This is a genomic window from Nocardia sp. FBN12, from assembly GCF_054031145.1.
In genome coordinates this window covers 1,750,022-1,775,456 of sequence record NZ_CM132926.1, presented here as the reverse complement: position 1 = coordinate 1,775,456, position 25,435 = coordinate 1,750,022, and the positions used below count along the sequence as shown (strand labels likewise).

At 67.1% G+C, this 25,435-nt stretch carries 24 protein-coding genes; 13 read left to right on the top strand and 11 right to left on the bottom strand.

All coding sequences use genetic code 11. From position 1 onward, the window contains the following. The first annotated feature begins 48 nt into the window (after positions 1-48). Complete coding sequence (locus ACWZHB_RS08760; RefSeq protein WP_427907429.1) at positions 49-1,971, top strand: acyl-CoA dehydrogenase family protein; 1,923 nt, start codon at positions 49-51, stop codon at positions 1,969-1,971. A 21-nt stretch (positions 1,972-1,992) separates the two neighbouring features. On the opposite strand, the gene ACWZHB_RS08755 is transcribed toward ACWZHB_RS08760, so the two are convergent. After that, positions 1,993-2,625 carry a TetR/AcrR family transcriptional regulator gene (locus tag ACWZHB_RS08755; RefSeq protein WP_427909117.1) on the bottom strand — a complete coding sequence of 211 codons (633 nt, stop codon included), beginning with the start codon at positions 2,623-2,625 and terminating at the stop codon, positions 1,993-1,995. A 287-nt stretch (positions 2,626-2,912) separates the two neighbouring features. Between ACWZHB_RS08755 and ACWZHB_RS08750 the strand changes: the two genes are divergently transcribed. From ACWZHB_RS08750 to ACWZHB_RS08735, 4 genes are read left to right on the top strand one after another with little or no spacing between them, the layout of a single operon-like run. Then, on the top strand, positions 2,913-3,839 hold the full coding sequence (locus ACWZHB_RS08750; RefSeq protein WP_427907428.1) for an alpha/beta fold hydrolase: 927 nt from the start codon (positions 2,913-2,915) through the stop codon (positions 3,837-3,839). Positions 3,840-3,860: 21 nt separating this feature from the next. Continuing rightward, on the top strand, positions 3,861-5,639 hold the full coding sequence (locus ACWZHB_RS08745; protein WP_427909116.1) for an N-acyl-D-amino-acid deacylase family protein: 1,779 nt from the start codon (positions 3,861-3,863) through the stop codon (positions 5,637-5,639). Then, complete coding sequence (locus ACWZHB_RS08740; RefSeq protein WP_427907427.1) at positions 5,636-6,535, top strand: metal-dependent hydrolase; 900 nt, start codon at positions 5,636-5,638, stop codon at positions 6,533-6,535. Before ACWZHB_RS08745 ends, ACWZHB_RS08740 begins: the two co-directional genes overlap by 4 nt. Beyond that, positions 6,532-7,638 (top strand): PDR/VanB family oxidoreductase, encoded by a 1,107-nt coding sequence (locus ACWZHB_RS08735; protein ID WP_427907426.1) that lies wholly within the window; start codon positions 6,532-6,534, stop codon positions 7,636-7,638. The genes ACWZHB_RS08740 and ACWZHB_RS08735 overlap by 4 nt, the downstream gene beginning before the upstream one ends. 67 nt (positions 7,639-7,705) lie before the next feature. On the opposite strand, the gene ACWZHB_RS08730 is transcribed toward ACWZHB_RS08735, so the two are convergent. Beyond that, entirely contained in the window at positions 7,706-9,766 is a 2,061-nt protein-coding gene (locus tag ACWZHB_RS08730) for an AMP-binding protein (protein ID WP_427907425.1), read from the bottom strand. 251 nt (positions 9,767-10,017) lie between these two features. Between ACWZHB_RS08730 and ACWZHB_RS08725 the strand changes: the two genes are divergently transcribed. Both ACWZHB_RS08725 and ACWZHB_RS08720 read left to right on the top strand, forming a co-directional pair. After that, the gene (locus ACWZHB_RS08725; RefSeq protein WP_427907424.1) at positions 10,018-10,809 is read left to right on the top strand and encodes a GTP pyrophosphokinase; all 792 of its coding nucleotides are present in this window, start codon (positions 10,018-10,020) and stop codon (positions 10,807-10,809) included. A gap of 99 nt (positions 10,810-10,908) precedes the next feature. Beyond that, on the top strand, positions 10,909-12,492 hold the full coding sequence (locus tag ACWZHB_RS08720; RefSeq protein WP_427907423.1) for an FAD-binding oxidoreductase: 1,584 nt from the start codon (positions 10,909-10,911) through the stop codon (positions 12,490-12,492). Between the two features lie 7 nt (positions 12,493-12,499). Here the strand turns inward: ACWZHB_RS08720 and ACWZHB_RS08715 are convergent, their stop codons facing one another. The 3 genes from ACWZHB_RS08715 to ACWZHB_RS08705 form a co-directional block, all read right to left on the bottom strand. Continuing rightward, positions 12,500-13,315 (bottom strand): cyclase family protein, encoded by an 816-nt coding sequence (locus ACWZHB_RS08715; RefSeq protein WP_427907422.1) that lies wholly within the window; start codon positions 13,313-13,315, stop codon positions 12,500-12,502. 93 nt (positions 13,316-13,408) lie between these two features. Beyond that, on the bottom strand, positions 13,409-14,701 hold the full coding sequence (locus ACWZHB_RS08710) for an MFS transporter (RefSeq protein ID WP_427907421.1): 1,293 nt from the start codon (positions 14,699-14,701) through the stop codon (positions 13,409-13,411). Between the two features lie 44 nt (positions 14,702-14,745). Further along, positions 14,746-15,258, bottom strand: coding sequence for an Lrp/AsnC family transcriptional regulator (locus tag ACWZHB_RS08705; RefSeq protein WP_427907420.1), 513 nt, complete (start codon positions 15,256-15,258; stop codon positions 14,746-14,748). 120 nt (positions 15,259-15,378) lie between these two features. On the opposite strand from ACWZHB_RS08705, the gene ald reads away from it, so the two are divergent. Continuing rightward, positions 15,379-16,482, top strand: coding sequence for an alanine dehydrogenase (gene ald, locus ACWZHB_RS08700; protein WP_427907419.1), 1,104 nt, complete (start codon positions 15,379-15,381; stop codon positions 16,480-16,482). A 3-nt stretch (positions 16,483-16,485) separates the two neighbouring features. Here ald and ACWZHB_RS08695 read toward each other — a convergent pair whose 3' ends face one another. Next, positions 16,486-17,208 (bottom strand): HD domain-containing protein, encoded by a 723-nt coding sequence (locus ACWZHB_RS08695; RefSeq protein WP_427907418.1) that lies wholly within the window; start codon positions 17,206-17,208, stop codon positions 16,486-16,488. Beyond that, positions 17,198-17,812, bottom strand: coding sequence for a TetR/AcrR family transcriptional regulator (locus ACWZHB_RS08690; RefSeq protein WP_427907417.1), 615 nt, complete (start codon positions 17,810-17,812; stop codon positions 17,198-17,200). The genes ACWZHB_RS08695 and ACWZHB_RS08690 overlap by 11 nt, the downstream gene beginning before the upstream one ends. A gap of 91 nt (positions 17,813-17,903) precedes the next feature. Here ACWZHB_RS08690 and ACWZHB_RS08685 point away from each other — a divergent pair, with 91 nt between their 5' ends. Then, a complete protein-coding gene (locus ACWZHB_RS08685) occupies positions 17,904-18,974 on the top strand; it encodes a PQQ-dependent sugar dehydrogenase (RefSeq protein ID WP_427907416.1) in 1,071 nt (356 codons plus the stop codon). A 10-nt stretch (positions 18,975-18,984) separates the two neighbouring features. On the opposite strand, the gene ACWZHB_RS08680 is transcribed toward ACWZHB_RS08685, so the two are convergent. Further along, complete coding sequence (locus ACWZHB_RS08680) at positions 18,985-20,091, bottom strand: metallophosphoesterase (RefSeq protein ID WP_427907415.1); 1,107 nt, start codon at positions 20,089-20,091, stop codon at positions 18,985-18,987. Between the two features lie 284 nt (positions 20,092-20,375). On the opposite strand from ACWZHB_RS08680, the gene ACWZHB_RS08675 reads away from it, so the two are divergent. After that, entirely contained in the window at positions 20,376-21,071 is a 696-nt protein-coding gene (locus ACWZHB_RS08675; protein ID WP_427907414.1) for an LmeA family phospholipid-binding protein, read from the top strand. Between the two features lie 39 nt (positions 21,072-21,110). On the opposite strand, the gene ACWZHB_RS08670 is transcribed toward ACWZHB_RS08675, so the two are convergent. Then, positions 21,111-22,151: a fatty acid desaturase family protein gene (locus ACWZHB_RS08670; RefSeq protein WP_427907413.1), complete on the bottom strand. Its 1,041-nt coding sequence runs from the start codon at positions 22,149-22,151 to the stop codon at positions 21,111-21,113. 339 nt (positions 22,152-22,490) lie between these two features. Between ACWZHB_RS08670 and ACWZHB_RS08665 the strand changes: the two genes are divergently transcribed. Next, complete coding sequence (locus tag ACWZHB_RS08665) at positions 22,491-22,697, top strand: hypothetical protein (protein ID WP_427907412.1); 207 nt, start codon at positions 22,491-22,493, stop codon at positions 22,695-22,697. A gap of 21 nt (positions 22,698-22,718) precedes the next feature. Here ACWZHB_RS08665 and ACWZHB_RS08660 read toward each other — a convergent pair whose 3' ends face one another. Both ACWZHB_RS08660 and ACWZHB_RS08655 read right to left on the bottom strand, forming a co-directional pair. After that, positions 22,719-23,333, bottom strand: a complete 615-nt coding sequence (locus ACWZHB_RS08660; RefSeq protein ID WP_427907411.1) for a hypothetical protein — start codon at positions 23,331-23,333, stop codon at positions 22,719-22,721. A 162-nt stretch (positions 23,334-23,495) separates the two neighbouring features. Next, the gene (locus ACWZHB_RS08655) at positions 23,496-24,107 is read right to left on the bottom strand and encodes a flavodoxin family protein (RefSeq protein WP_427907410.1); all 612 of its coding nucleotides are present in this window, start codon (positions 24,105-24,107) and stop codon (positions 23,496-23,498) included. 180 nt (positions 24,108-24,287) lie between these two features. On the opposite strand from ACWZHB_RS08655, the gene ACWZHB_RS08650 reads away from it, so the two are divergent. Together ACWZHB_RS08650 and ACWZHB_RS08645 are read left to right on the top strand one after the other, a co-directional pair. Next, positions 24,288-24,797 carry an SRPBCC family protein gene (locus ACWZHB_RS08650; protein WP_427907409.1) on the top strand — a complete coding sequence of 170 codons (510 nt, stop codon included), beginning with the start codon at positions 24,288-24,290 and terminating at the stop codon, positions 24,795-24,797. A gap of 70 nt (positions 24,798-24,867) precedes the next feature. Beyond that, the gene (locus ACWZHB_RS08645; protein ID WP_427907408.1) at positions 24,868-25,422 is read left to right on the top strand and encodes a type 1 glutamine amidotransferase domain-containing protein; all 555 of its coding nucleotides are present in this window, start codon (positions 24,868-24,870) and stop codon (positions 25,420-25,422) included. Positions 25,423-25,435: the final 13 nt, after the last annotated feature.

Genomic DNA, 25,435 nt, shown 5'->3' with positions numbered 1-25,435 from the left:
TGGCGAATGAACCGTCCGACCGCGCTGGACGCCCGCAGGAGGAGCGAGATGCCCCAGGATTTCTTCAACCCGAACACCGCCGACTTCGCGCAGTTCGATCCGGCGACGCGCAGGCTGTTGCGCGCGACGGTCGACTGGTTCGAGACCCGCGGCAAGACCCAGCTGCTCGATGACGACCGGTCCCGCGTCTGGCCATCGGACTTCCTCGACTTCGTCAAGAAGGAACGCCTGTTCGCCACCTTCCTCACTCCGGCGGCCGAGGCGGGCGGTGACCCGGACAAGCGCTGGGACACCTCGCGCAACGCCATGCTGAGCCAGATCTTCGGCTTCTACGGCATGACCTACTGGTACATCTGGCAGGTCACCATCCTCGGCCTCGGCCCGATCTGGCAGAGCGACAACGCCGTGGCAAAGAAGAGGGCCGCCGCACAGCTCGAGGCAGGCGAGATCTTCGCGTTCGGCCTGTCGGAGAAGGAACACGGCGCCGACGTGTACTCCACCGACATGATCGTCGACCCGCAGCCCGACGGCGGTTACACCGCGACCGGCGGCAAGTACTACATCGGCAACGGCAACCTCGCCTCGATGGTCTCGGTGTTCGGGCGTCGTTCGGACAAGCCGATCATCGACAGCGCCGCGGCCTTGCGCCGCAAGCCGACGCAGGAGGACTACGAGGGGTATCTCTTCTTCGTCGCCGACTCCCAGCACGACGCGTACAAGCTCAAGAAGAACGTCGTGAACAACCAGATCTATGTCGCGGCTTTCGATCTCGAGAACTACCCGGTCGCCGAGGAGGACATCCTCCACCGCGGCGAGGACGCCTTCCATGCCGCGATGAACACCGTCAACGTGGGCAAGTTCAACCTCGGCTTCGGTGCGGTCGGCGCCTGTGAGCACTCCTTCTACGAGGCGATCGACCACGCCGAGAACCGGATCCTGTTCGGGCACAGGGTGACCGAGTTCCCGCAGGTCCGGGCGCTGATCACCGATACCTACGCGCGTATCGCCGCGATGAAGCTCTACAGCGCACGCGCGGTGGACTACATGCGCTCGGCCTCGCCGGACGACCGCCGCTACCTGCTGTTCAACGCCATCGAGAAGATGTCGGTGACCCGCCAGGGGCAGCGCGTGATCGAGGATCTGGCCGACGTGATCGCCGCGCGTGGGTTCGAGAACGACATGTACTTCCCGGTCGCGATGACGGCCATGTTCGGCCTGCCGCGGCTGGAAGGCACCGTCCACGTCAACATGGCGCTGTCGCTGAAGTTCATGGCCAACTACATGTTCCACCCCGCCGACGCCGGCTTGGCCGCGATGCAGTCGCTGCCTGGCGCCTCGGTGGCATCCACGGGAACCACCCGCGCGGTCGCCGGTGCGCTCACGTGGTCCAGTCGTAAGATCACTCCGCGTCTCGGCGCGGTCGTGAAGCCGCTGCGTGCCGAATTCACCAGTGCCGCTTACGCTCCGGTGCCCTCGCGCCACGACACCGCCGACGACGAGTTCCTGTTCCGGCAGGGCCCGAGCAGCGGCTTGGGCCGGATTCGCTTCGCCGACTGGCGCCCGGTCTTCGAGAGCTTCGGCAATGTGGCGAACGTGGCGGTGTTCCTCGAACAGGTGCTCGCGCTACAAGCGCTGCTCGCGGTCGCCGCGCCCACCTCGTCGCAGCAGCAGGATGTGGACTTCCTGTTCGCGTTCGGTGAGCTGTTCACCGCGGTGCCCTACGCGCAGCTGGTACTGGAACAGGCGCGCATCGACGGCACCGATCCGGCGGTGCTCGATCAGATCTTCGACGGGTTCGTGCGCACCTTCTCCGCGAACGCGCTCACCCTGCACAACAAGCCGACCGCCACCCCCACCCAGCAGCGCCGGGCTCTCGACCTGGTTCGTCGCCCGGTCTTCGACGGCTCCCGTTTCGAACAGGTTCTCGGTAGGGCCCGCGCACTGGCCGGTTCCTACGAGATGAAGGCCTGAGCCGGCAACACCGGGTGGGTGTCAGTCGAACGGCGGCGCGTTTTCGGTGATGGTGGCCAACGTCGCCGCCACCGACATGTCCGGCTTGATGACGACGCCCTTCTCGCGAAGAAAGCCGTCGAACAATTGGACGACGGCATTGGTCGTCCGATCGACGAACAGTGCCGTCGGTTCCGGCAGCGGAACCGGATCGGTGTCGAGCCACAGGTCGGTGACGGCCATGACGAAACCGACGATGCCACGCAGCAGATGATCGATACCGTCGGTATCGAGCGCGACCGAGGACAGCACGCTGCGGCTGCGCTCGGCCAGATCGTGCGAGAGCCGCCGACCGATGTCCAATGGCCGAGCAGACGGGTCGGTGCTGGACACGCTCTGGGTGAGGACGAGAAACCGGAAGACATCGGGATGCTCGGCGATGACCCCGGCATAGGCAGTGAGGAACCGATGAATCGTGGCCCGTGGCGGCTGCATGATCAACGAAAGATCCGGCGCGACGGCGGCGTAGACCCGCCCGACGAGCCAATCCGAGACCTCGCCGTCGAGTTCGGATTTGTCGGCGAACATGCGGTACAGGCGCGGTTTGGCGACGCCCATCTCCCGGGCGAGCGTTTCCATGCTCACTTGAGGTCCATCGCGGTCGATGCACCGCACCGCACCCGCGATGACTTGTTCGCGGGTGAGCAGCCGTACGGGCGACCGGCGAACCGGTCTGGACGATGTAGTCACTGTTCTCCCTGATCCACCTTTCGGGTACGGCCAGGATAACGGCGCCCGGCGGTGGATCGGCCACGGTGTCGCGGGCCGACTCGTCCGGGCTGTTGACAGCCGCGCCGTAGATCTTCAAGATATTTCCGGTACCACGCGTACCACCAATCGGTACCGACGGTACTATTGAATGCGCACGGAGCAACGTCGCCCCGTGCCGGAAGGAGTCTCGTATGACGCGCGAAACCGGCAGCCCCCGCCCCGGGGCAGCGTCATCCAGAACGCATCTGGTGCGCAACGGCGACATCTCGCTCGCTGTTTACGAATTCGGCCTGGAAGACGGTATTCCGGTGGTTCTCGTCCACGGTTGGCCTGATACCCATCACCTGTGGGACGGCGTCGTGCCCCTGCTGTCGGACAGATATCGCGTGATCTCCTACGACACTCGCGGGTACGGACAGTCCAGCGCCCCGACCCAGGTATCGGCCTACGAGCTGAACCGGCTCGCGACCGACTTCTTCGCCGTGGTGGAGGCCGTGAGCCCCACCGAACCGGTGCATGTCGTGGCCCACGACTGGGGCTCGGTCCAGGTCTGGGAGGCGGTGTGCGAGCCGGGTGCGGACCAGTACGTGGCGTCGTTCACCTCGATCTCGGGCCCCAACCTCGACCACCTGGCCACCTGGATGCGTCGCGGCGTGCGGTCGGGCACCCCGCGTGGGATCTGGGGCACGCTCAGCCAGTGCGTGTCCTCGGCCTACACCACCTTCTTCATGTTGCCGATCCTGCCGGGCCTGTTCTTCCGGCTCGTGGGCACCGAGAAGAGCTGGAAGTTGTTCCTTCGCGCGGTCGAGGGCACGCCCGCCGAGCAGATCTCGCTGGCGCCGACCCTGAAACAGGACATGATCTCGGGGCTGCGCTTCTACAAGGCCAACATCATCGCCCGCATGTTCGGGCCGCGGGAACGCCGCACCACCGTTCCGGTGCAGTTGCTCGTGAACACCCGTGACATCGCCGTGCGCCCCGCGGGCTACGACGACACCGCGAAGTGGGCTGATCAGGTCGTCCGCCACGACCTACCGCGCGGGCATTGGCTGCCCTATTCCGACCCCGCCGCGATCGCCGAATACGCCGACGCGTTCATCCAGGCTCAGCCCAAGTAACGACGAATGAGAGAAAAGCCCATGCTCGACTTCGACATCGTCATTACCGACGGTCTGTGGTTCGACGGCACCGGAGCCGCGTCCGCGCAGCGCACGATCGGCATCCGTGACGGCATCGTCGAGGCCGTGTCCGCGACCCCGCTGCCGATCGGCCCCGACACCGAAGTGATCGACGCCGCGGGCAAGTGGGTGCTGCCTGGCTTCGTCGACGTGCACACCCACTACGACGCCGAACTGCTGATCAAGCCCGAACTGTCGGAGTCGCTGCGCCACGGTGTCACCACCGTCGTCGTCGGCAACTGCTCGCTGTCGACGGTCCTGGCGTCCAACGCCGACTGCGCGGATCTGTTCAGTCGCGTCGAGGCCGTGCCCCGCGACGCGGTGCACGGAGCCCTCGACACACACCGCACCTGGTCGGACCCGGGCGAGTACGCCAAGGCACTCGACGCACTGCCGTTGGGCCCCAACGTCGCCGCGTTCCTCGGCCACTCCGACCTGCGCACGCATGTGCTCGGACTCGGCCGCGCCGTCACCCGCGACACCAAACCCACCGCCGCCGAAATCGAGCAGATGACCACCCTGCTCGACGCGGCGGTCGACGCCGGCTTCCTCGGTCTGTCGTCGATGACGAACAAGCTCGACAAGATCGATGGCGACGAATACCGCTCGCGGTCGCTGCCCTCGACCTATACCCGGGGCAGAGAGGTACGCGCGCTCAACAAAGTGCTGCGCAAGCGTGGCCGTGTCCTGCAGAGTGCCCCGACGGTCAGCCTGAACCCCAACATCGCCAAGTTCTTCCTCGCCAGCGCGGGCATCGGCCGCGCCAAGCTGCGCACCTCGCTGCTGTCGGCTGCCGACTCCAAGGCCTACCCGCCGCTGGTGTGGTTCATGCTCTACGCCGCGCCGCTGCTGAATCGCTTCGCCCGCACCGACTTCCGGTGGCAGCATCTGCCCGTGCCGTTCACCGTCTACGCCGACGGCATCGACCTGGTGGTGTTCGAGGAGTTCGGCGCCGGTGCCGCTGCCCTGCACCTCAAGGACCAGGTCGAACGCAACGAACTACTCCAGAGCGAGCCGTACCGCCGCTGGTTCCGCAAGCAGTACGACAACAAGTTCACTCCGCGCATCTGGCACCGCAATTTCTTCGACGCCGAGATCATCGCCTGCCCTGACGAATCGGTGGTCGGCAAGTCGATCGGGCAGGTCGGCAAGGACCGTGGCCTGCACCCCGTCGACGCCTACCTCGACATGGTTGTCGAATACGGCCCGGCCCTGCGGTGGCGCACGACCATCGCCAACGATCGCCCGGAGTACCTGAACAAGCTCGCCGCGAGCCCCGGCGTGCAGATGGGCTTCGGCGACGCGGGCGCGCACCTGCGCAACATGTCGTTCTACAACTACCCGCTGCGCCTGCTCGAAAGGGTGCTGCGCGCACAGGAATCCGGCAAGCCGTTCCTGAGCGTGGAGCACGCGATCCATCGCCTCACCGGTGAGCTCGCCGACTGGTACCGGATCGATGCGGGTCACCTGCGCGAAGGCAGCCGGGCCGATCTGGTCGTGATCGACCCCACCGGACTCGACGACGAGGTCCACCAGCTCCACGAGGCGCCGCTGCCCGAATTCGGACTCGATCGCATGGTCAATCGCAACGACCGCGCTGTCGTCGCCACCGTCGTCAACGGCCGCAAGGTCTTCGGCGCGGGCACCGTGGCGCCCGGTATCGGCGCGGACTGGGGAACCGGGCAGTTCCTGCGCGCAGGCCACGACAACTCCGCTCCCTTCGCACAGGAGACCCGATGAAGCGCCCCTTCCGTCGCGCCGCTCGTACCGCGCATGCCCCTGATGTCGCCCTGCAGGCCCGCAATGTGAAGTTCGACTGGACTTCGGCACCACTGCACTGGATGCCGAACGAGCCGATCGCCTCGCATGTGGTGAACTCGCTGAACTTGCTGCTGCCCGAGGGCGAGCGGATGTTCTGTGCCACCTACCGCGACGCGCTGCCCTACGTGCGCGATGCCAAGGTGCGCGAGGCCATGCTCGGATTCATCGGCCAGGAGTCGATGCACGCCGAAACCCATGCCAAGGTCCTGGATCAGGTTTTCGCCGCCCACCACATCGACACCGCGCCCTACACCCGCCAGATGGAGTACGTCTTCCGCAACTCGCTCGGCGCGCGCGAGGGCAGCCCGCAAGCGGCACAGACCCGACTGGTCGAACGGTTGACGTTCATCGCCAGCCTCGAGCACTTCTTCGCCTGGCTCGGCGACTGGATTCTCAACGCCGACTTGGAATCCCACGGTGCCGAACCACGCGTGCTCGACCTGTTCCGCTGGCACGGCGCCGAGGAAGTCGAACACCGCAGTGTCGCCCACGATGTCGCGATCTACTTCGGGGCCGGGTATGTGCGGCGTGCGGCAATCATGCTGCTCGCCATCCCGATCCTGCTCAGCCTGGTCGTACGCGGCACGAAGTTCCTCGTCAATCAGGATCCCGAACTGCCGAAGATGGGGTACCCCACGCTGATCTGGAAGATCCTCGGGGCGATGTGGCGGGGCGCGCTGCCGGGTATTCCGGCGCTGCTCATCAGCGCCGGGTCCACGTTCAACCCGCGCTACGACCCGGCGAATGTCGGCTCGACCGAACAGGCGATCGCCTATCTGGCCAAGTCTCCGGCAGCGAGGGCGGCGGACCGGTGACCGTATACCCCGCACCCAAGGTGATCCCGCCGGACCTGTACGGCAAACATGAGCACGACCCGACGACCAGAGTGCTCGACAAGGTCGCCGACCTGCGCGTGCGGTGGTCGACATTGATCAACCGCCGCCCGATCCGCACCAGGGCCGACGACGCCCGCTTCCCGGTGGTCGTCACCGACCGGGTACTGGTAGCCGAGGACCAAGCCGTCATCAATCTGGGGCTGCGCGCACCCGACGGTTCCGAACTGCCCCGGTGGGCGCCGGGCGCGCACATCGACATCGAACTCCTGTCCGGGCGGCTACGGCAGTACTCGCTGTGCGGCGACCCGGTCGACACCGGCGAGTACCGCATCGCAGTGCGGCGCATTCCCCACGGCGGCGGCGGGTCGATCGAGGTCCACGACGAACTGCCCGTCGGGACCGAGGTCGTGATCCGAGGACCACGCAACGCGTTCCCCTTCGCCCCGCCAGGGCGCGGCTCATCGGCCAAACGCCTGCACTTCGTCGCGGGCGGCATCGGCATCACCCCGATCCTGACGATGGCGCGTGCCGCCGACCGGCTGGGTATCGCCTGGACCCTGGTCTACTGCGGGCGAAGCCGCGACACCCTGCCGTTCCTCGACCAGCTCGCCGAACTGTCCGGACACGTGGTGGTGCGGACCGACGACGAGCACGGAACACCCGGTGCCACCGATCTTCTCGACGGTGTCGATCACGACACGGCGATCTACTGCTGCGGCCCCACCCCGATGACAGCCGCCCTCGTCGCCGCCGTGCGCACGATGCCGGGCATCGAGTTCCACTCCGAAAGGTTCTCTCCCGCACCGGTTGTCGACGGCACCGCGTTTGAGGTGGAGCTGGCGAGCACCGGCGAGATCGTGCCCGTCGCCGCCGACCAGACCATGCTCGATGCCCTGCTGAAGGTGCGCCCCGACCAGCCCTACTCGTGCCGCCAGGGCTTCTGTCGCACCTGCGTCGTCCACGTCACGAACGGCACCCCCGACCACCGCGACGGCGCACTGACCCCCGAGGAACACGCCGCCGGGGTCACGCTGGCCTGCGTCTCGCGCTGCGCGGGTAAGCGCCTGGTCCTCGACCTCTGAGCGCGAAAGCGGCCAGGGCATGTGGTTCGCCCTACCCGGCCGACGGCCGCGCGGCGCACCGAGACGCTCAGCCGGCCAACCCCTCCGGGTCGACCAGCAAGCGCTTGAGTACCTTGCCGGTCTCGCCGCGTGGCAGCGCGTTGAGGAACGTGACGTCACGCGGCACCGAGAAGCGGCTGAGCCGATTGCGGACGTAGGTGCGCACCATCTCCGGGTCGAGTCCGGAACCTTCGTGCTTGACGAGGAACGCGGCCAGTCGCTGACCGAATTCGCGATCCGGCACGCCGACCACCGCGACATCGGTGACCTGCGGCAGGTGTGCCAGCGCCTCTTCCACCGGGCGCGGGAAGACGTTCTCCCCGCCCGAGATGATCATCTCGTCGTCGCGGCCCGCCACGAACAGCCTGCCCTCGGCGTCGAGGTAGCCGAGATCGCCGGTGTCCATCATGCCGTCGGACTCCTCGGGCGGTGCGTCGCTGACGTAGCCGTCGAACAGCATGTGGTTGCCGACGAAGATCCGCCCCACCACCCCGATCGGCACCGCCCTGTGTTCGGCGTCGAGGATCGCGATCTTGGTTCCGAGGGGCGGGCGCCCGGCCGTCGTCGGCGCGGCGCGCAGGTCCGCTGGCCCGGCCACGCTGGCCCAGGAAACCTCCGTGGAACCGTAGAGGTTGTAGAGGACGTCGCCGTAGTCGTCGAGGAACCGGTCGACAGTGGCTGCCGCGAGCGGTGCGCCGCAGCTGATCACATGCCGAAGGCTGCTCAGGTCGTACCGGTTTCGCACCTGCTCGGGCAGGTCGACCAGGCGTTGCACCATCGTGGGCACCGCGATGAGCGTGTGCACCCCGTGTTCGGCGACGCGGCGCAGGCATTCCTCGGCGGCGAAGCCCTGGGCGAGCACCACGGTGGCCCGCACCGCGGTGCTCAATTGCAGTGCCGACAGCCCCCAGGTGTGGAACAGCGGCGCCGGGATCATCATGGTGCTACCCGCGTGGATCGGGATCAGCGACAGCAGCGCGACCAACGTGTCGAAGCCCTTCGGGTGCGGGCGACGCGCCCCCTTCGGGGTGCCGCTGGTGCCGGAGGTGAGCACGATCTGGCGTCCTGGCACCGTCGGGACGGGGAACTTCGTGTGCCGGATCGCGATGAGGTCCTCGATCGTGATCCGCGTCGGGTCGGCGGGCGCGTCGTCGGTGAAGAAGCGCGGCAGGTCGGTGTGCAGGTACTGCACGAGATGCGCCAGTTCGGTGTCGACGAACAACGCCGAGAGCCGATGCCGCTGCACGATGTCCTCGATCCGCCGCCCGGACAGTCCCGAGTTCAACAGCGCGACATCGACGCCGAGCTTGCCCGCCGCGACCATGGATTCGACCATCCCGCAATGATTTCCGGCCAGCAACCCCACCGCGTCCCCCGCGCGCAGCCCGACCTCGTACATCGCGCCCGCCAACGCCGTGGTGCGCTTGTCGGTTTCGGCGAAGGTGGCGGTGCTGCCGTCGTCGATCAACGCGACCTGGTCCGGGCTGTGCGCGGCGCCCGCGGCGTATCCGCCCGCGAGATTGAATCCCCACCGGTACAGCGACCGCAGCTGCCTCGCCGAGGTCAGCGGCGGCGAGACCTGACCCGAGTGCACCCACCAGCGCACGAGCTCGGATTTGCGCCGGATCGGTGCCCGGTTGCCGTTGGCCACGACCGAGGTACGCGCGCCGCTCACGACGTCGGCCGCGCGCCGCAGCCCGTCCTTGACCCAGCCGATGATCGCCGCGTTCGTCACCCCCGCCAGCGTCGGGTGCAGCCGCGGCGCCGCGAACACGGTCACGCTGACTCGGGTGCGCTGCTCGTCCCCGGTCAGCCGGACCAGGGCGAAACTGCCCGATTCGGGATTGTGCAGTTCGAAACTCTCGTACCAGCGCCCGATGGTCAGCGCCAGCCCTGTACGCCGTACGCCTACGCCCCGATCACCGATTCTGACCTCCCACACGGTGCTGCCGTCGGGGTTCAGCAGCCGGTCACAACCCCCGATCCCGGCCCACAACCGCGGATAACTCTGCGGTTCGAGCAGAACATCCCACAGGGCCCGGCGCGAGATCGAGAACTCCACGGACACATCGACGACATCACTCGGCATTGCTGCGCGCTTTCCTCAGCCCGGCCACGTTGCCGGGTAGTGCCCGCTCGCCTCGGCCCCCGTGCCGTGACGGTGCCCGTCGTCAGGCACTGCACCAGAAGTCATCCTCGGCCGGTCGGCCCGTGGGCAAACGAAATATCTACGGATTCTGTCGGCCGAACGAACACAACAGCCGGGAGCTGTGAGAGTTGCCAACGTGATGCCGCACGCACTGACGAGGTGTTCGCCCGAACAACGGCACAATGGAATCGATGAAACAGTGGCAGCGCGACCCCAGCACCGATGACGGCCCGCTCGGCGACGGCGACGGCGTGGGCATCGACGACCTGCGGGTGCTGCGGGAGCAGTTCGTCGACTTCATGCTCGGCTACAAGTTCGCGATCGACGAAGTGACGACCAAGATCAATATCTTGCGTGAGGACTTCAACAACACCCACGAGTACAACCCGATCGAGCACGTGGGTTCGCGGCTCAAGTCGCCCGAGAGCGTCCTCGAGAAGGTCCGCCGCAAGAACTACGCGATGAACCTGGCGGCCATCCGCGAGAACGTGCTCGATATCGCCGGGGTCAGGGTGGTGTGCAGCTTCATCTCCGATATCGGCACGATCAGGGACATGCTGGCCGGTCAGGAAGACATCACGGTCCTCGAGGAGCGCGATTACATCACCCACCGCAAGCCGAACGGCTACCAGAGCATGCACCTGATCGTGTCGATCCCGGTGTTCCGCTCCGACCGCACCGAACGGATTCCGGTGGAGATCCAGATCCGCACGATCGCGATGGACTTCTGGGCCAGCCTCGAACACAAGATCTACTACAAGTACCGCGGCGAGGTCCCGCCGAACCTGCGCAGCGATCTCGCCCAGGCGGCCGAGGTCGCCACCCAACTCGACGAGAAGATGGAAGCCCTCCACCGCCAGGTCGATCGCAGCGCGCAACCGAAGAAAGAGCCTGCCACCGACGCTCTGGACTTCAGCACCTTGTACAACAACCTCACCGGCGGCCACCCCGTCTACCTGCGCCCCACCGATCCACCGGCCTGACCCGAACGCCACCCGTCATCGTCGCAGGCCACGCGTAAGAACACGCGCACCACCGGCCGGAACCCGGACACGTCACCCGATCTGCGGCAGACTGACCCTGTGTCCGAGCAAAGAAGCCCGGTGTCGCTCTCACGTCGACGGTTCCTCGCCGCGGCCACCGTCGGCGGCACGCTCGCCGCGTTCGGCGTTCCCGCTGCCCGCGCCGACGAGCGCACTCTCGGTGTGGGCGAAGCGCAGTACCAGGCCCTCGCCGAGCGCGGCTACAACCGCCGGTTCCAAGCCCGACCAGCGAAGATCTATGTGCCGACGACGACCGAGGAAGTTCGCGGTGCTGTCGCGCGAGCGGTCGCCGAGGACGCGCGGATCGCGGTGCGCTCGGGCGGGCATTGCTTCGATGATTTCGTCGACAACGCCCAGACCCGTTCGATCATCGACCTCGGTCGACTCGGTGCGGTGTTCTGGGACGAGCACCACCGCGCCTTCTCCGTCGACGCGGGCGCCGACATCGGCACCGTCTACACCGCACTGCATCGGTGGGGCGTCACCGTGCCGGGTGGGATCTGTCTCGGCGTCGGGATGGGTGGTCATGTCAGCGGTGGTGGTTACGGTCCGCTGTCGCGGCGATTCGGGCTCGTCGCCGATCACCTGGCCGGGGTGGAAGTCGTCACCGTCGATGCCGATCGCACCGCGAAAGTCGTGGTTGCGACGAAAGACGGCCCCGATCGCGATCTGTGGTGGGCGCATACCGGTGGCGGTGGCGGCAATTTCGGTGTGGTGACCCGGTTCCTGCTCCGATCGCCCGGGTCCGACGGCTCGGATCCGGCGCTCGCGCTACCGAAACCGCCGCACAGCATGCTCAGCGCGCGATTGATCCTGCCCATCACGACAGAGGATTCGTTCGTCCGGTTGCTCGGCAACTACCTCGGATTCTTCGAACGCCACAGCGCGCCCGGCAATGAGTTCGCCGGTCTCTACGCACCACTGATGATCCGGACGACGGGCACCGGCGCGGCCGAGATGCTGATCCTGTTCGATGCCGAAACCCCTGACGCGCGCGCCCGTTTCGACGAATTCGTCGACACGGTGAGCGACGGCGTGTTCCCGCCGCCCATTCTCACCCCGGTCACCGGGCTGTCCTACCCGGACACGGTGAACCAGGTGTATTACGCGAAGGGCGCGAACACCACGCGCGTCAAGGTGAAAGCCGCCTATCTGCGCACGGCGTACTCCCCCGAGCAACTCCGAATCTTCTACCGCTATATCACCGATCTCCGTTTTCTCGGTGAGTCCCAGCTCGAATTCCTGCCGTTCGGCGGCGCGATCAATGCCGTCGCCGCCGATGCGACGGCGATGCCCGCACGGGATTCGTTCATGAAGATGCTGATCCACGCATCGTGGCGACTGCCGTTCGACGACGACCGGTATGTGCGCTGGGCGCGCGAGATGTACCGCGACGTCCATGCCGGGACCGGCGGCGTTCCGGTGCCGAACGAGGCCTACGGCGGCAGCTACATCAATTATCCTGACCCGGACCTGGCCGATGCCGAGTGGAACCGCTCAGGCCTGCCGTGGCACGCCTTCTACTACGGCGACAATTATCAGCGCCTGCTGCGAGTCAAGGCCGCCGCGGATCCGGGAAATGTTTTCCAGCACCGGCTTTCGATCGGCAGACCGGACTGGTGATGGCACCTCAGGTGAGTGCGAGCACCCGGCACGGTCCGCCGGTTCCGCCTGCGTGCTTCGGTGCGCCGACGATCACCGTGGCACCTTTCGCCGGTACGGCCGCGAGGTTGGCGAGCATCTCCACCCCGTAACGACCGGCACCGAGAAAAGCTGTGTGCGCACCGTATTCGGGATCGGCACCGCAATCCAGGCTGAGCGTATCGACACCGGCCCCGACGATTCCATGTTGCGCGACAAGGTATTCCGCGGCCTCGGCGGAGAATCCTGGCGCGTGCGGTGTTCCTCGGTCGTCGAGATTGAGGAAGGTCGACGGACGGTCTATCCGATGCTCCCAGCCGGAATACATCGCGACAAAAGCGCGCTCGGGGATATCCCCGTGCCGCGACCGCCAATGGTCGATATCGGCCACGGTCACCACCGCGTCGGCGTCGACGGCGGCTTTGGCACTGATATCGATCACGACGAGCGGCGCGACGAGGTCGTCCACCGCGAGCCCCTCGGTCGTAGTGGCGCCGGGAATCCGATGGGCGGGCGCGTCGATATGGGTTCCGGTGTGCTCCCAGTACCCGAGCGCGAACTGCCCGAACCCGCCCGACGCGTGCCAGGCCACCGGAACCATGACCATCGGCGGATTACCCGGCCAGACCGGCAATTGCGGCGTCAGTGTGTGGGTCAGGTCGACGACGCCGGAGCGCGGCGCGGCAACGGCGGGCGCGGGCGCCACCGCAGTCAGCGCGGCGAGACCCGCCAGGCCGAGCGCCGCCCGCCTGCTCGGCCGCGGCACACGCTCCTGGGCGAGGCGAACGATCTCAGGCGAACACACCGGACTCAAGATAGTCGAGTGAACCGGGTAAGGCGGCTGATCACGGCCGAGAAGCCCGGTGTCGTGTCGAGGCCGACACCGCGTGTTGCCTGGCTACTCGACGAAGTCCTTGTCGCGCTCCTGTCCGGCGACACAGCGGTCGCTGTCCCGCACATCGCCGGGACCTCGATGCAGGTTCGCGGGCCCGAGACCGCGGGACAAGCCGAGAATCATCGCGGCGCAGCCGAGTCCGGAGAGAACGAGGCCGGTGCCGAAGAGGGCGGGGTAGCCGGCCAGGTCACCGACGAGTCCCGCGGCCATGCCCGCCACGCCCTGGACCACCACAATGGCGCAGGCCATGAGGGTGTAGTCGCTGCCCGCGTGGTCGGGTTCGGACGCGTCCATCATCAAGGCGAAGACGGCGACAGTGGCGGCACCGCCGAAGACGTGCTCGGCCAGGCTCGCGGTGACGAGGAGTTCGAAACCGCCGACGCCGAGGGCGGTGAGCAGGTACAGCGCGATGCTCGCGGTCTGGGTGATGCCGCCGATCAGCAGCGCCTGGCGGCGACCGAAACGGTAGGCCAGCCAGCCACCGAGGGCCGCGCCCGCCAGCGCGCCCGCCGAGGAGAGGACGCCCTTGATCAGGGCGATCTCGCCGAGCTCGAGGCCCGCGTCGGTCATGAACGGGCCGGTGAGCGCCGCGGCCATCGAGTCACCGAACTTGAACGCGCCGATCAACGCGATGAATGCGAGAACGCCGGGGCGGCGCAGTCTGGTCCACCAGGCGCCGAGCAGTCGCGTGGGCCGCGTGCGCTCGGGTCGGTCGGCGACCGGCTCGCGCAGCAGCCACACCGGCACCGTGGTGAGCACGATCAGCACGGCCATCGCCAGGAACAGCGCCCGCCACCCGGCCAGCGCGTACAACCACAGTAGGGCGCCACCGCCGACGATCATCCCGACGCGATAGGCGCCGACCTGGACCCCATTGCCCAACCCGCGCTCACGCGAACCCAGCATGCGCACAGCCAAACCGTCGGTGGCCACGTCCTGGGTCGCCGAGAGCAGATTCACCACCACGATGCCCGCGAACAACCACCGCAGCGAGGACGACAGATCCAGGCAGGCCAACACCATCGCGACCGCGGCCGACAGCAGTTGCAGCATCAGCAGCCAGGTGCGCCGGGTGCCGTACCGGTCGACGTAGGGCGCCCACAAGAACTTCAGCGCCCACGGCAGGAACAGGACACCCGAGGCGCTGATCGCGGTCAGCGAATAGCCCGAATCGCGCAACACCACCGGCACCGCCTGGGTGAAGAAGCCGAACGGCAGTCCTTGCGCGAAATACAGCGACGACAACAGCAACAGCGTGCCCGCGGTGATCACACCCGGCCGGGTGGTGGTGCTCATGGGCACATCGTCGCAGAGAGCCCGGCCCGGCGCCGGGCGCGGGCTCACCGGGTGGGGTGCGCGCTGCGAATGTGCTCGAAGACCAAACTGGTCTCGGTCGACGCGAATTCGCGAGTCGCACTGAGCTCCTGGGTGACGAACTCACGCAACGCGTCCGGCGAGGCCGCCGACACCTGGATCAGGAAGTCGACGGTGCCGGCCAGGAAGTACACGTTCACCACCCCGGGTAGCGAGGCGAGCTTGGTGCTCAGCTCGCCGATGCGGGCCCTGGCCGCCGGTTGTACCTGGACCGAGATCATCGCTTGCAGCGGCAGCCCCAGCGCCTCCGGGGCGATATCGGCGTAGAAGCCGCGGATGGCACCGAGTTCGCGGAGTCTGCGCAGGCGCAGCGAGCAGGTCGACGCGGCGATGCCGACCCGCGCCGCCAGGACATTGTTGGGTACGCGGGCGTCCTCGGCGAGTTCGCCGAGCAGTCTGCGGTCGATGTCGTCGAGGTTCGACGGCGACCCGCGGAACGGCTGCACGGTTTGCGGGTGGTTTTGCTGTCGCGCGGACATGACCGCAGGATACTCAGCTTTTGCGCTGAATTCCGGTGATTGTGCAGGTCCTATAGCTGATAGCTAATTCTTCGCCGATGCTCGGGTCAGAACCCGATCATCTGCGAAGGAGCAGCAATCATGCGCATCGGTGTCCCCCAAGAAGTCAAGAACAACGAGTTTCGCGTCGCGATCACGCCGATCGGCGTGCACGAACTGGTGTCGAACGGTCACCAGGTGACCATCGAGGCCGGGGCCGGAGTGGGATCGTCGATTCCCGACTCCGAATACCTCGCCGCGGGCGCGCGGGTCCTGGCCGAGGCCGACGACGTCTGGGCAGGCGCGGACCTGGTGTTGAAGGTCAAAGAACCCGTCGAGCAGGAGTACCACCGCCTGCGCGACGGGCTGATCCTGTTCACCTACCTGCATCTGGCCGCGGATCGGCCGTTGACCGAACAGCTACTGGCGCACCGGGTTACGGCCATCGCCTACGAGACCGTGCAACTCCCCTCCGGCGGACTGCCGCTGCTGTATCCGATGTCGGAAGTCGCTGGTTGTCTGGCGCCACAGGTCGGCGCGCACGCGCTGATGAAGCCCTACGGCGGTCGCGGGGTGCTGCTCGGTGGCGTCGGCGGTGTCGACCAGGCCAAGGTGGTCATCATCGGGGCCGGCGTAGCGGGCCAGAACGCGGCCAATATCGCGCTGGGCATGGGCGCGGACGTGACGCTGCTCGACACCGACCTCGACAAACTGCGAATGTCGTTCTGGCGCTACAACAACCGCGTGCGGGGGCTGGCGTCGTCGAAGCTGGCGATCGCCGAGCAGGTCCGCGCGGCGGACATGGTGATCGGCGCGGTCCTGATCCCCGGCGCCGCCGCCCCGAAGCTGGTGAGCAACGACCTCGTCGCGCAGATGAAACCGGGATCGGTGCTGGTCGATATCGCGGTCGACCAGGGCGGCTGCTTCGAGGACACGCACCCGACCACCCACGCGGATCCGACGTATCAGGTTCATGACTCGACGTTCTATTGCGTGGCGAACATGCCCGGCTCCGTGCCGCACACCTCGACCTACGCGCTCACCAACGCCACCCTGCCCTATGTGGTTGCCCTGGCCGACAAGGGCTGGGAACGCGCCTGCGCGGAAGATCCCAGCCTGGCACTCGGCCTGAACACCCACGCCGGCCACGTCACCAACGCCCCGGTCGCCGCCGCCCACCAACTCGACGCCCTGCTCGCCAGCTGATTCTCAACGATCGAGCGGGTTCAGCGCGATAGCGATCGGCATGCCGGAGCGCCACAGCGTCGCCGCCGTCGAGCGTGGCCGGATTCGCGCTTCTTGCCGCATCGCGGCGGCGAACTCGCCGCCGAAGCCGTTCCTGCCGTGGCGCGCATGGATTTCGGCGAGCAAACCTGGATCCAGTTGATGGGCCCGCAGCCCGACCACGTCCAGGTGCGCGGCGTCGTGCAGCAACGCCGCTTCGGCGCCGCATCCGCGGGGAGTGCCCGGATCCATGTGCCGAGCAATGGCAATATGGACGCACTCCCCCAGCTCAGCGGTGGCGCCGCGGTCGACGATGAAGGTGCGGGCCCGGTGCGCACCGAGCAGGGCGAAACATCCTGTCGTCGCATCGGCTGGTGCACCCAAGCCGATGTCGTGCAGGACGCACGCGAGATACAGCGCCTCCGGATCGGGTGCGAGATCGTCCAACTTCGCCAGGGCGGTGCCGAATTCCCAGCATCGCAAGCTGTGCGCGAGCACCGCCGGAGTGAGGACCTCGGTGGCTTCTTCGAGCGCGTCCCGGCACAGGCGCGAGTCCGGCGGTACCGGGGCCGCGCCGACCGAACCGTTGCTGTTGCTGTTGCGACGCAACCCGCGAACGAGGTGCGGCAAGGCCGCTGTTTGCACACTCAAAGCCGCACTCGCAGTGCGGATCTGCTGCAACCTGCCGAGTTCACCGTCACGCTTCATCTTGACCACCTACATGCTCGAGCAGATCGGCTCGGGCGATGCCGAGCATGACATTCAGGGTCGCTTCGTCGACCATTCGGCGCTGGTACAGCGAATAGGCACCGTTCACCGCGGCCCACGAAATCAGTACCAGCGCACGGGATTCGACGTCACAGCCGGCTAGTTCCACTGCGGCGGAGAACGATTCGATCAGGCCACCGAGCACATCATCGATCTGTTTCTTGGCCCTCGCCGCCGATTCGGATTCACTGACATCGACGTCGGTCAACGCGAGGAGCCGCAACGCCAGGGGGTTCTCACGATGGAATGCGACATACCGATCGAACACCGCGGCCACCTCGCGCCGCGGCGCCGACCCCTCGATCGGTGCGGACATCGCCTCCGCATGACGGGTCGCGATGCGCCACGCGAGCGCCGCATACACGTCAGCCTTGCCCTCGACGAAATTGGCGTATATCGAACTCACCGCCACATCGGCCTCCCCGGCGAGCAGGTCGATTGTGGTGCGGCGGTAGCCCTCTCGAAGGAACAGAACCTGCGCGGCATCGAGAACCGCCGCGTGCGTCCGACGTTTGCGTCGGTCGGTCGGAGCTTCCAACGTCATAGCCATAACCGTAATCAGACTCCGATATCAGAGTCAACTTCCGATATTGGTACTGGTGACGGCATTCACGGAATCGGCTTAACCTCGACACATGGAGTCCCGCATCAGAGCTCTTCCCGTAGTGCTCGCCGTGGCGCTGGCCCCGCTGTGTGGGTGCGCGCCGAGCCCGAGCGGTGACTCCGGGGAGCCAGCCACCCGAACCGAATCAGCCGAGCGCAGCTCCACCGTCACCGATGAACTCGATGCCCCGTGGTCGATCGCCTTCCACGGCACTACGCCACTGGTGAGTGAGCGCGACAGTGCCCGTATCCTCGAAATCGGGGCCGATGGAACGCAATTCGAGGTGGGGGTCATCGACGGAGTCGAGCCGTCCGGCGAAGGGGGTCTGCTCGGCATCGCGGTGCGCGACCGGCACCTGTTCGCCTACTACACCGCCGCTCACGACAACCGGATCGAACGATTCGACCTCGGTGGACAGCCGGGCAATTTCTCGCTCGGCGGCCGGACGCCGATTCTCGCCGGGCTGCCTGCCGCTGCCAACCACAATGGCGGCCGGATCGCCTTCGGACCCGACGGGATGCTGTACGCCACGGTCGGCGACGCGGGCGAGCGCCGAACCGCCCAGGATCGCGCCGCTCTCGGCGGCAAGATCCTGCGCATGACACCGGATGGGCAAGCACCTGCCGACAACCCCACGCCGGGTTCGCTTGTCTACAGCTACGGTCACCGAAATCCGCAGGGCATCACCTGGACCGCGGACGGGCGGATGTTGGCCAGTGAGTTCGGCCAGAACACCTGGGACGAACTCAATCTCATCGAACCCGGCGGCAACTACGGCTGGCCCGAGGTCGAAGGCATCGCCGGGCGGGCGGGTTTCGTCGACCCTGTTCAGCAGTGGAAACCGTCCGAGGCCAGCCCCAGCGGGATGACGAATGTCGGCGGGTTCGTCTATCTCGCGAATCTGCGCGGCGAGCGACTTCGCCGAATCCCGCTCGACGAACTCACCCGATCGACCGAACTTCTGGTCGGCGAGTACGGGCGCCTCCGCGATGTCGCCGTCGCGCCGGACGGGTCGCTGTGGCTGCTGACGAACAACACCGACGGACGCGGCGACCCGGCCGCCGGGGACGACCGCATCGTTCGACTCGAACTCGAGCACTGACAGTCGGTGGTCACCGCTGCGGATGCAACACCAACACGGTGATCTCACTCGGCGCGAACACCCGCATCGGCGGGCCCCAGTAACCGGTGCCGCGGCTGGTGTAGAGCTGGGTGCCGTTCGCGTGCCTGCTCAGTCCCGCGACGACCGGCTGGTCGAGTCGGACCAGGTAGTGGAACGGCCAGATCTGACCACCGTGGGTGTGTCCGGAGATCTGCAGTTCCACGCCCGCCGCGGAACTGTCGGCGACCTGTTTGGGCTGGTGAGCCAACAGAACGACAGGCAGCGCGGGGTCGGCGCCCGCGAGCGCGGCGGGCAGGTCGGGGCCGTGGCCGGGCACATCAGCGGTGGGGTCGTCGATGCCTGCGACAACCAGCCGATCACCGTCACGATCGACAGTCCGATGGGCGTTGTGCAACGGCTGCCAGCCGAGGGAGGCCATGTAGTCGATCCAGCTCTGCGCATCATCGAGGTACTCGTGATTGCCGGTGATGTAGAACCGGCCGAGCGGGGCTTGCACGTCGGCCAGCGGGGCGACCTGATCGCGGCGCTTCTCCACCGAACCGTCGACGAGATCCCCGGCCAGACCCACGACATCGGGCCGCTGCGCATTGACGACGTCGACGACTTCGCGCGACCAGTCCTCCCGATCGAGCGCGGCGAAGTGGGTGTCGGTGAGCACCACCACGCGCAGCCCGTCGAGCCCGTCGGCCAATCCCGGAATCGCGACGTCGACCGTCCGAACCTGCGGCACCCGCCGCGCCTCGAACACCCCGTACGCGGTGAGCACCACCGACACCACCGCAACCGCCACGGCGACGCCACGGGTAGCGCGCACCCCCTTGACCCCGGCAACGCTCAGCCCGCCCCGAACAACCGAGCCGATCACCGACCAGACGAACACCACCCACAACACCCCGAGCAGAACGTCACCGACGATCGCCGCGGAGTCGAGCTGCGGCGGCCCGTGCCCGAAGAACATCGCCACGGGCAAACCCACGAAGCCGACAACACACACCCCCGTACCGACCCGATACAGCGTCCCGCTCCGCCCGGTCGGCGCGGCCACCAGCACCCACCACGGCACCGCGAACATCACCGCCGCAACCAGCACGATCACTATCAGAAGTACAGCGGCGCTCACGAGGTACCCATCCCAGACAAGGCCACCCGGCTCGGACGGCACGCCCCCAGATCATTTCAGGCCCGTTCCACCGCGATACTCTCGGCGCCACCCGACCCGAAGTCAGGTGACCGCGTTGTCGAGCCGCAGGCCGAGCCTGCTAGCGATGCGTCCGGTCCTGCCCGCTGCCATCGAGCGGGATGCGACGCGCAGGTTTCGCGTCGAAGGCACCAACCGGGCGGGATCCAGCATGATGGTGGGATGGCCGAGATGGTGAATGTATGCGCGCGCTGCTGATTCTGATCGTGGTGCTGGCGATTGCGCTGGTCGTGGGCGATCGGGTCGGAGTTGTGGTGGCGCAGAACGAGATCGGGCGCAAGGTTGCCGCAGAGTACAACCTGCCGAATCAACCGGGTGTCGAGATCGCCGGGTTTCCGTTTCTGACTCAGGCCGTCGACGGGACCTATCACGACATCGACATCCGGATCGGTGATTGGACCGGGCAGAACATCTCGGTGCACAACCTCGATGTCGCGCTGAGCGAGGTCGCCGCACCGCTGAGCGACGTGATCAGCAATCGCACTTCGAACCTCGTCGCGGCCACCGCGACCGCGACGGCCGTCGTCCCGTACGACGTCGTGCAGCGCTTCGCGCCGTCAGGAGTGGAATCGATCTCCCACAGTCCCGAAGGGCTGCGCGCGACCGGGACGTTCTCGGTGGCGGGTCTCTCGGTGCCGGCGACGGTCTTCGTCACCGTCGCACCGACGGAGGCGGGCATCGAGGTCACACCGGTCTCGGTCCAGGCCAGGGCCGGTGGACCGACGATCTCCCTGGCAGTGCTGCGCCAATCCCTGACCTTTGTCGTACCGCTCCAAGAGCTGCCGCTCGGTGCGCGCCTGACCGCCATCCAACCGAGCGACGATGGGCTGCATGCGACCGCGGTGGCCCATGACGTGCGTTTCGACGATCTGCCGTGAGCGTCCTTCTCGTCTCACACCGACGCCGTAGCCCCACCATCATCGAAGGGGTGCGCCGACGTGGTGCAGGTGTGTCAGCGCCTCGCGATACGAGGCGATCAGCCCGGTCTCGTGGTACGGCACGCCGATTTCGGCGCAGTAGTCGCGGACGATCGCCTGGGCGTGCCGCAGGTTCGGCGTCGGCATGCTTGGGAACAGGTGGTGCTCGATCTGATAGTTGAGCCCGCCGAGCGCGAGGTCGGTCACGGCACCACCACGCACATTGCGGGAGGTCAGTACCTGGCGACGGAGATAATCCGGGCGGTCACCACCGGTCAAGGTCGGCATGCCCTTGTGGTTCGGGGCGAAGATGCAACCCATGTACAGGCCGAACAGGCCCTGGTGGACGGCGAGGAACACCAGAGCTTTGTCGGCGGGCAGCACCGCGAACAGCGCGGTCAGGTAGACGGCGAAGTGACCGAACAGCAGCGCACCCTCCCAGCCGCGGTGTTTGACCGAACGATTCCTCAGCGCACGAACGCCGGCCACGTGCAGGTTGAGGCCCTCGAGCAGCAGGAGGGGGAAGAACAGGAACGCCTGCGCCCGACCGATCAGGCGGGGCAGACCGCGGCTGGACCTGGCCTGCTGTTGCGACCAGACCAGGATGTCGGGTGCGACGTCGGGGTCGAGTTCCTCGTGGTTCGGGTTGGCGTGGTGGCGGGTGTGCTTGTCCTGCCACCAGCCGTAGCCGAGGCCGATGCCCGCGTTGCCCGCGATTCTTCCCACGAGTTCCGTCGGCTGTCGTAGCCGGAAGACCTGCCGGTGCGCGACGTCGTGCATCACCAGCGCGACCTGCGCGAATGTCACGGCCATGAACGCCGCGACCAGCAACGTCCACCACGAATCGCCGACGAGGACGAACGCCGCCCAGCCGCCCGCGAACGCGAGCCCGACAAGGCCGAGTCGCACGGCGTAGTAGACGGGACGTCGGCGCATCAGCCCCGCGTCGGAGATTCGGCGCAGCAGCCGGGCGTAATCACCATCGGCGCCGCGCCGTGGTGACCGTGGAGATGACTCGGGGACCAGAGCGGGGGTCGTCATAGATTTCGAAGCTATCGGCCGTATTCTCGTCGGCCGTAATCCCTTGGTATGAGAGGGGATCGGACTGCGGGGTGATATTCGCGGCGATGATCAGAACCTCCGCCGTGGGGGCGATGCGCTGCCGGACGCGCTCGACAACATGAGCCCCGAGGCTGGGCGCGCTGGTCCGGTGCTCGAACCCGAGGGTTCAAACCTGATCCTTCTGGGTAAAAGATCTCTCGACACCGTTTGCGAATCCGGCGAACGGGACGCCTCAGCAGGCGTTTCACAGTGCGGAGAACAAGGTTGCTGAAACTGATAGAGCTCATCCGGAAACCGGCACCGTCGACGATCACGACCGTGCCCCCCACCTCGGCGGGTTCGCTGCGGGCAGGCGATATCGTGCTCACCGCCAAGCGCAGCTACCGGGTGGTCAGCACGAGCTTCGCCGATGACGCGCGCCGCGCGGGCCGTGTGGTCGCCGACACCGTCGACCTGGTCACGGGCCGCCTGCGGGTGCTCGATTTCCCCAGCGCCGACACGATGGTCACCGTCAAAACGGCGTAGTCCGTCGCATCGGCACAGCCGTCAGACCGGCCGGTGCCGGATGTCGGTGGGGCGCAGCCCGCGGGTAGCGGAATAGTCGCCGTCGGCGGGTACCTTTTCCTCGACCACGCGGCGCTGGTCTACGCCACGTGTGCGTTCGGCGAACGCGATATCTCGGGCACTGCGCACCGACAGACGTCCCAGCGAGCTCGCCGCGAAGAACAGGATCAGCGCGCCGAGTCCGTAGAAGAACGTCAACTGCAGCAGCGCGCGCTTCAGATCCGATGCCGCCACCGGCTCGCCGATGTCTCCGAGACGGAGCAGGTCGGCCAGGAACGGCCCGATCACGAACCACACGCCTGCCGCCACCGACAGCCAGCCACCGAAACTCGCGACCAGTCGGTTGCGGCTCATCAGCATGAGCAGCCCACCGACGATCGCGACGGCCCCGGGCAGGACCTGTAGCCAGCCGCGGGCCGAGGACCAGACCCACGCCTCGTCGGGGGTGTACGCGAAATCGAAATACGGCCCGATGAACGGGATGAGTGCGCCCCAGATTCCGAGGAGCAGCACCGCGAGCCCGCCCAGCGCGCCCCGGCTACGCGGGATCTGCAACCGTCCGCCGCCGGTCGACACTTTTTCGTCGACATCCACCATGACGCCTCCCATCATCGACAACACAAGCACGGTGCGCTTACCCCGACTGGGACCGAATACGCACCGGCGCCGAAATCACCGGATGCCCCCTCTCGCTCGTGTCTTTCCCGGTGACCCGAATTCCGGGGGCTACATCGCGGGTGCTTCCTGCATGGCGCAGAGTCAGCCGGCGGGATAGTTCTGTGCCCGCAGCAGGTCGGCGAGGTGGGCAGCGTTGCGGGCCAGGGTGCGGGTGGTCTCGCGGACCGCGTCGGGGGTTTCGTCGAGGTCGTTGTAGTCGATGCCGCCCATCGCCTCACCGTTCCAATAGGTGCAACCCTGGGCCGGGATGGTGAACCCGATGTCGTCGAGCGCTTGAAAGGTGTCGGCGGCGATCTTGTGCGCGCCGTCCTCGTTGCCGACGATCGCCGCGACGCCGACCTTGCCGAACATGGCGGGCCTGCCCGCGTCGTCGGTGTTCGACAGTTCGGCGTCGAGCCGTTCCAGCACGCGCTGCGCGACCGACGACAGGTGGCCCAGCCAGGTCGGGGTGGCGAGCACGACGATGTCGGCGTCGAGCACACGACGCCGGATCTGTGGCCACTGATCCCCCTCGCCTTCGTCGGCACCGACCCCGGGGCGGACGTCGAAGTCGGCGACCCGTACCGACTCACCTTCGACACCGTGCGAGGCCAGCGCGTCGAGTACTTGATCGGCGATGAGGGCACTGCTCGACGGGGCGGGCGATGGCTTGAGTGTGCAGACCAGGGCGAGAGCTTGCAGAGGTGCGCCCATCAGAGATCCTTTCGACGGTTCGGCTTGTCGCGCGCACGGCGGAAGACTCGGCGACATGGTCGCGGTACCTCGCTGTGGGTTTCCCAAACAGGCGCCCGCTCCGGGTCTTCCCTGACAACTCGGTGGGAGCCTCACCGTGTTGCTGACGATTCGGAGTCGCGGGACCGGGTAAGCGCCGGTGTGACCGAGCGGGACGAACCAGCCGAGGAGGCGATCCACGACATGGTCGAGGTGACGCGCACAATTCAGGCGCCGGTGGACGAGGTGTTCGCGGTGCTGGCCGACGGCTGGTCCTACGCGAGCTGGGTCGTCGGTGCCTCGCACATCCGCGGTGTGGACGACTCGTGGCCGGATGTGGGAGCTCGAATTCATCACAGTGTCGGGCCGTGGCCGTGCACCATCGGGGACACGACCGAGGTCCGCGCCCTCGATCCGCCGCACAGCATCGAACTCGACGCCAGGCTCTGGCCGATCGGCGGCGCGGTCGTCCGGGTGGAGCTACGCGCCATCGGCCTTACCTCGTGTGAGGTCGTGATGACCGAACAGGCCGTTCGCGGGCCGAGTCGATTGTTGCCGCACGCGGTCCAGTCGATGCTGCTCGTGCCACGGAACCGCGAATCGTTGTCGCGGCTCGCCGATCTCGCCGAGGGCGGGTACCCGGACGCGAGAGCCGACCGCGGGGACAAGTGATCGCGATGTCGGTGAGATGTCGAAAACTGTTGCCCGCGTAGGCAACCCGATTCCCACGAAGGAGTGCACGATGCCCCAGCGACCACTGACCGGAAAGCACGTCGCCATCCTGGCCACCGACGGAGTCGAACAGGTCGAACTCGTCCAGCCACGCGCAGCCGTCGAGGACGCGGGCGCCACGACCGCCCTGCTCTCCCTCCAGAGCGGCACCATCCAGGCCATGAATCACGACGTCGAGAAAGGCGACACCTTCACGGTGGACCGACGCGTCGCCGAATCCGCCGTCGACGACTTCGACGCGCTCCTGCTCCCCGGTGGCACCACCAACCCTGACAAGCTACGCCAGGACCCCGCGGCGGTCGCCTTCGTCAAGGAGTTCGCCGCCACCGGCAAACCGATCGGCGTCATCTGCCACGGACCGTGGACCCTCGTCGAAGCCGACGCCGTCCGCGGCCGCACCCTCACCGCCTACCCCAGCGTGCGCACCGACATCCGCAACGCGGGTGGCACCGTGGTCGACCAGGAAGTCGTGACCGACAACGGCCTCGTGTCGAGCCGAAACCCCACCGACCTGCCCGCCTTCTGCGCCGAGATCGTCAAGGAATTCGCCGAGGGCAGACACTGAACCGCGTGCTGTC

Bases quoted from the DNA above. Each gene is read 5' to 3' on its own strand.
- ACWZHB_RS08760 (WP_427907429.1), top strand. From the start codon at position 49: ATGCCCCAGGATTTCTTCAACCCGAACACCGCCGACTTCGCGCAGTTC.
- ACWZHB_RS08705 (WP_427907420.1), bottom strand. From the start codon at position 15,258: ATGTCCGCGCGACAGCAAAACCACCCGCAAACCGTGCAGCCGTTCCGC.
- ACWZHB_RS08710 (WP_427907421.1), bottom strand. From the start codon at position 14,701: ATGAGCACCACCACCCGGCCGGGTGTGATCACCGCGGGCACGCTGTTG.
- ACWZHB_RS08745 (WP_427909116.1), top strand. From the start codon at position 3,861: ATGCTCGACTTCGACATCGTCATTACCGACGGTCTGTGGTTCGACGGC.
- ACWZHB_RS08655 (WP_427907410.1), bottom strand. From the start codon at position 24,107: ATGGGCGCACCTCTGCAAGCTCTCGCCCTGGTCTGCACACTCAAGCCA.
- ACWZHB_RS08695 (WP_427907418.1), bottom strand. From the start codon at position 17,208: ATGAAGCGTGACGGTGAACTCGGCAGGTTGCAGCAGATCCGCACTGCG.
- ACWZHB_RS08675 (WP_427907414.1), top strand. From the start codon at position 20,376: ATGCGCGCGCTGCTGATTCTGATCGTGGTGCTGGCGATTGCGCTGGTC.
- ACWZHB_RS08690 (WP_427907417.1), bottom strand. From the start codon at position 17,812: ATGACGTTGGAAGCTCCGACCGACCGACGCAAACGTCGGACGCACGCG.
- ACWZHB_RS08730 (WP_427907425.1), bottom strand. From the start codon at position 9,766: ATGCCGAGTGATGTCGTCGATGTGTCCGTGGAGTTCTCGATCTCGCGC.
- ACWZHB_RS08670 (WP_427907413.1), bottom strand. From the start codon at position 22,151: ATGACGACCCCCGCTCTGGTCCCCGAGTCATCTCCACGGTCACCACGG.
- ACWZHB_RS08740 (WP_427907427.1), top strand. From the start codon at position 5,636: ATGAAGCGCCCCTTCCGTCGCGCCGCTCGTACCGCGCATGCCCCTGAT.
- ACWZHB_RS08750 (WP_427907428.1), top strand. From the start codon at position 2,913: ATGACGCGCGAAACCGGCAGCCCCCGCCCCGGGGCAGCGTCATCCAGA.
- ACWZHB_RS08645 (WP_427907408.1), top strand. From the start codon at position 24,868: ATGCCCCAGCGACCACTGACCGGAAAGCACGTCGCCATCCTGGCCACC.
- ACWZHB_RS08685 (WP_427907416.1), top strand. From the start codon at position 17,904: ATGGAGTCCCGCATCAGAGCTCTTCCCGTAGTGCTCGCCGTGGCGCTG.
- ACWZHB_RS08660 (WP_427907411.1), bottom strand. From the start codon at position 23,333: ATGGTGGATGTCGACGAAAAAGTGTCGACCGGCGGCGGACGGTTGCAG.
- ald (WP_427907419.1), top strand. From the start codon at position 15,379: ATGCGCATCGGTGTCCCCCAAGAAGTCAAGAACAACGAGTTTCGCGTC.
- ACWZHB_RS08725 (WP_427907424.1), top strand. From the start codon at position 10,018: ATGAAACAGTGGCAGCGCGACCCCAGCACCGATGACGGCCCGCTCGGC.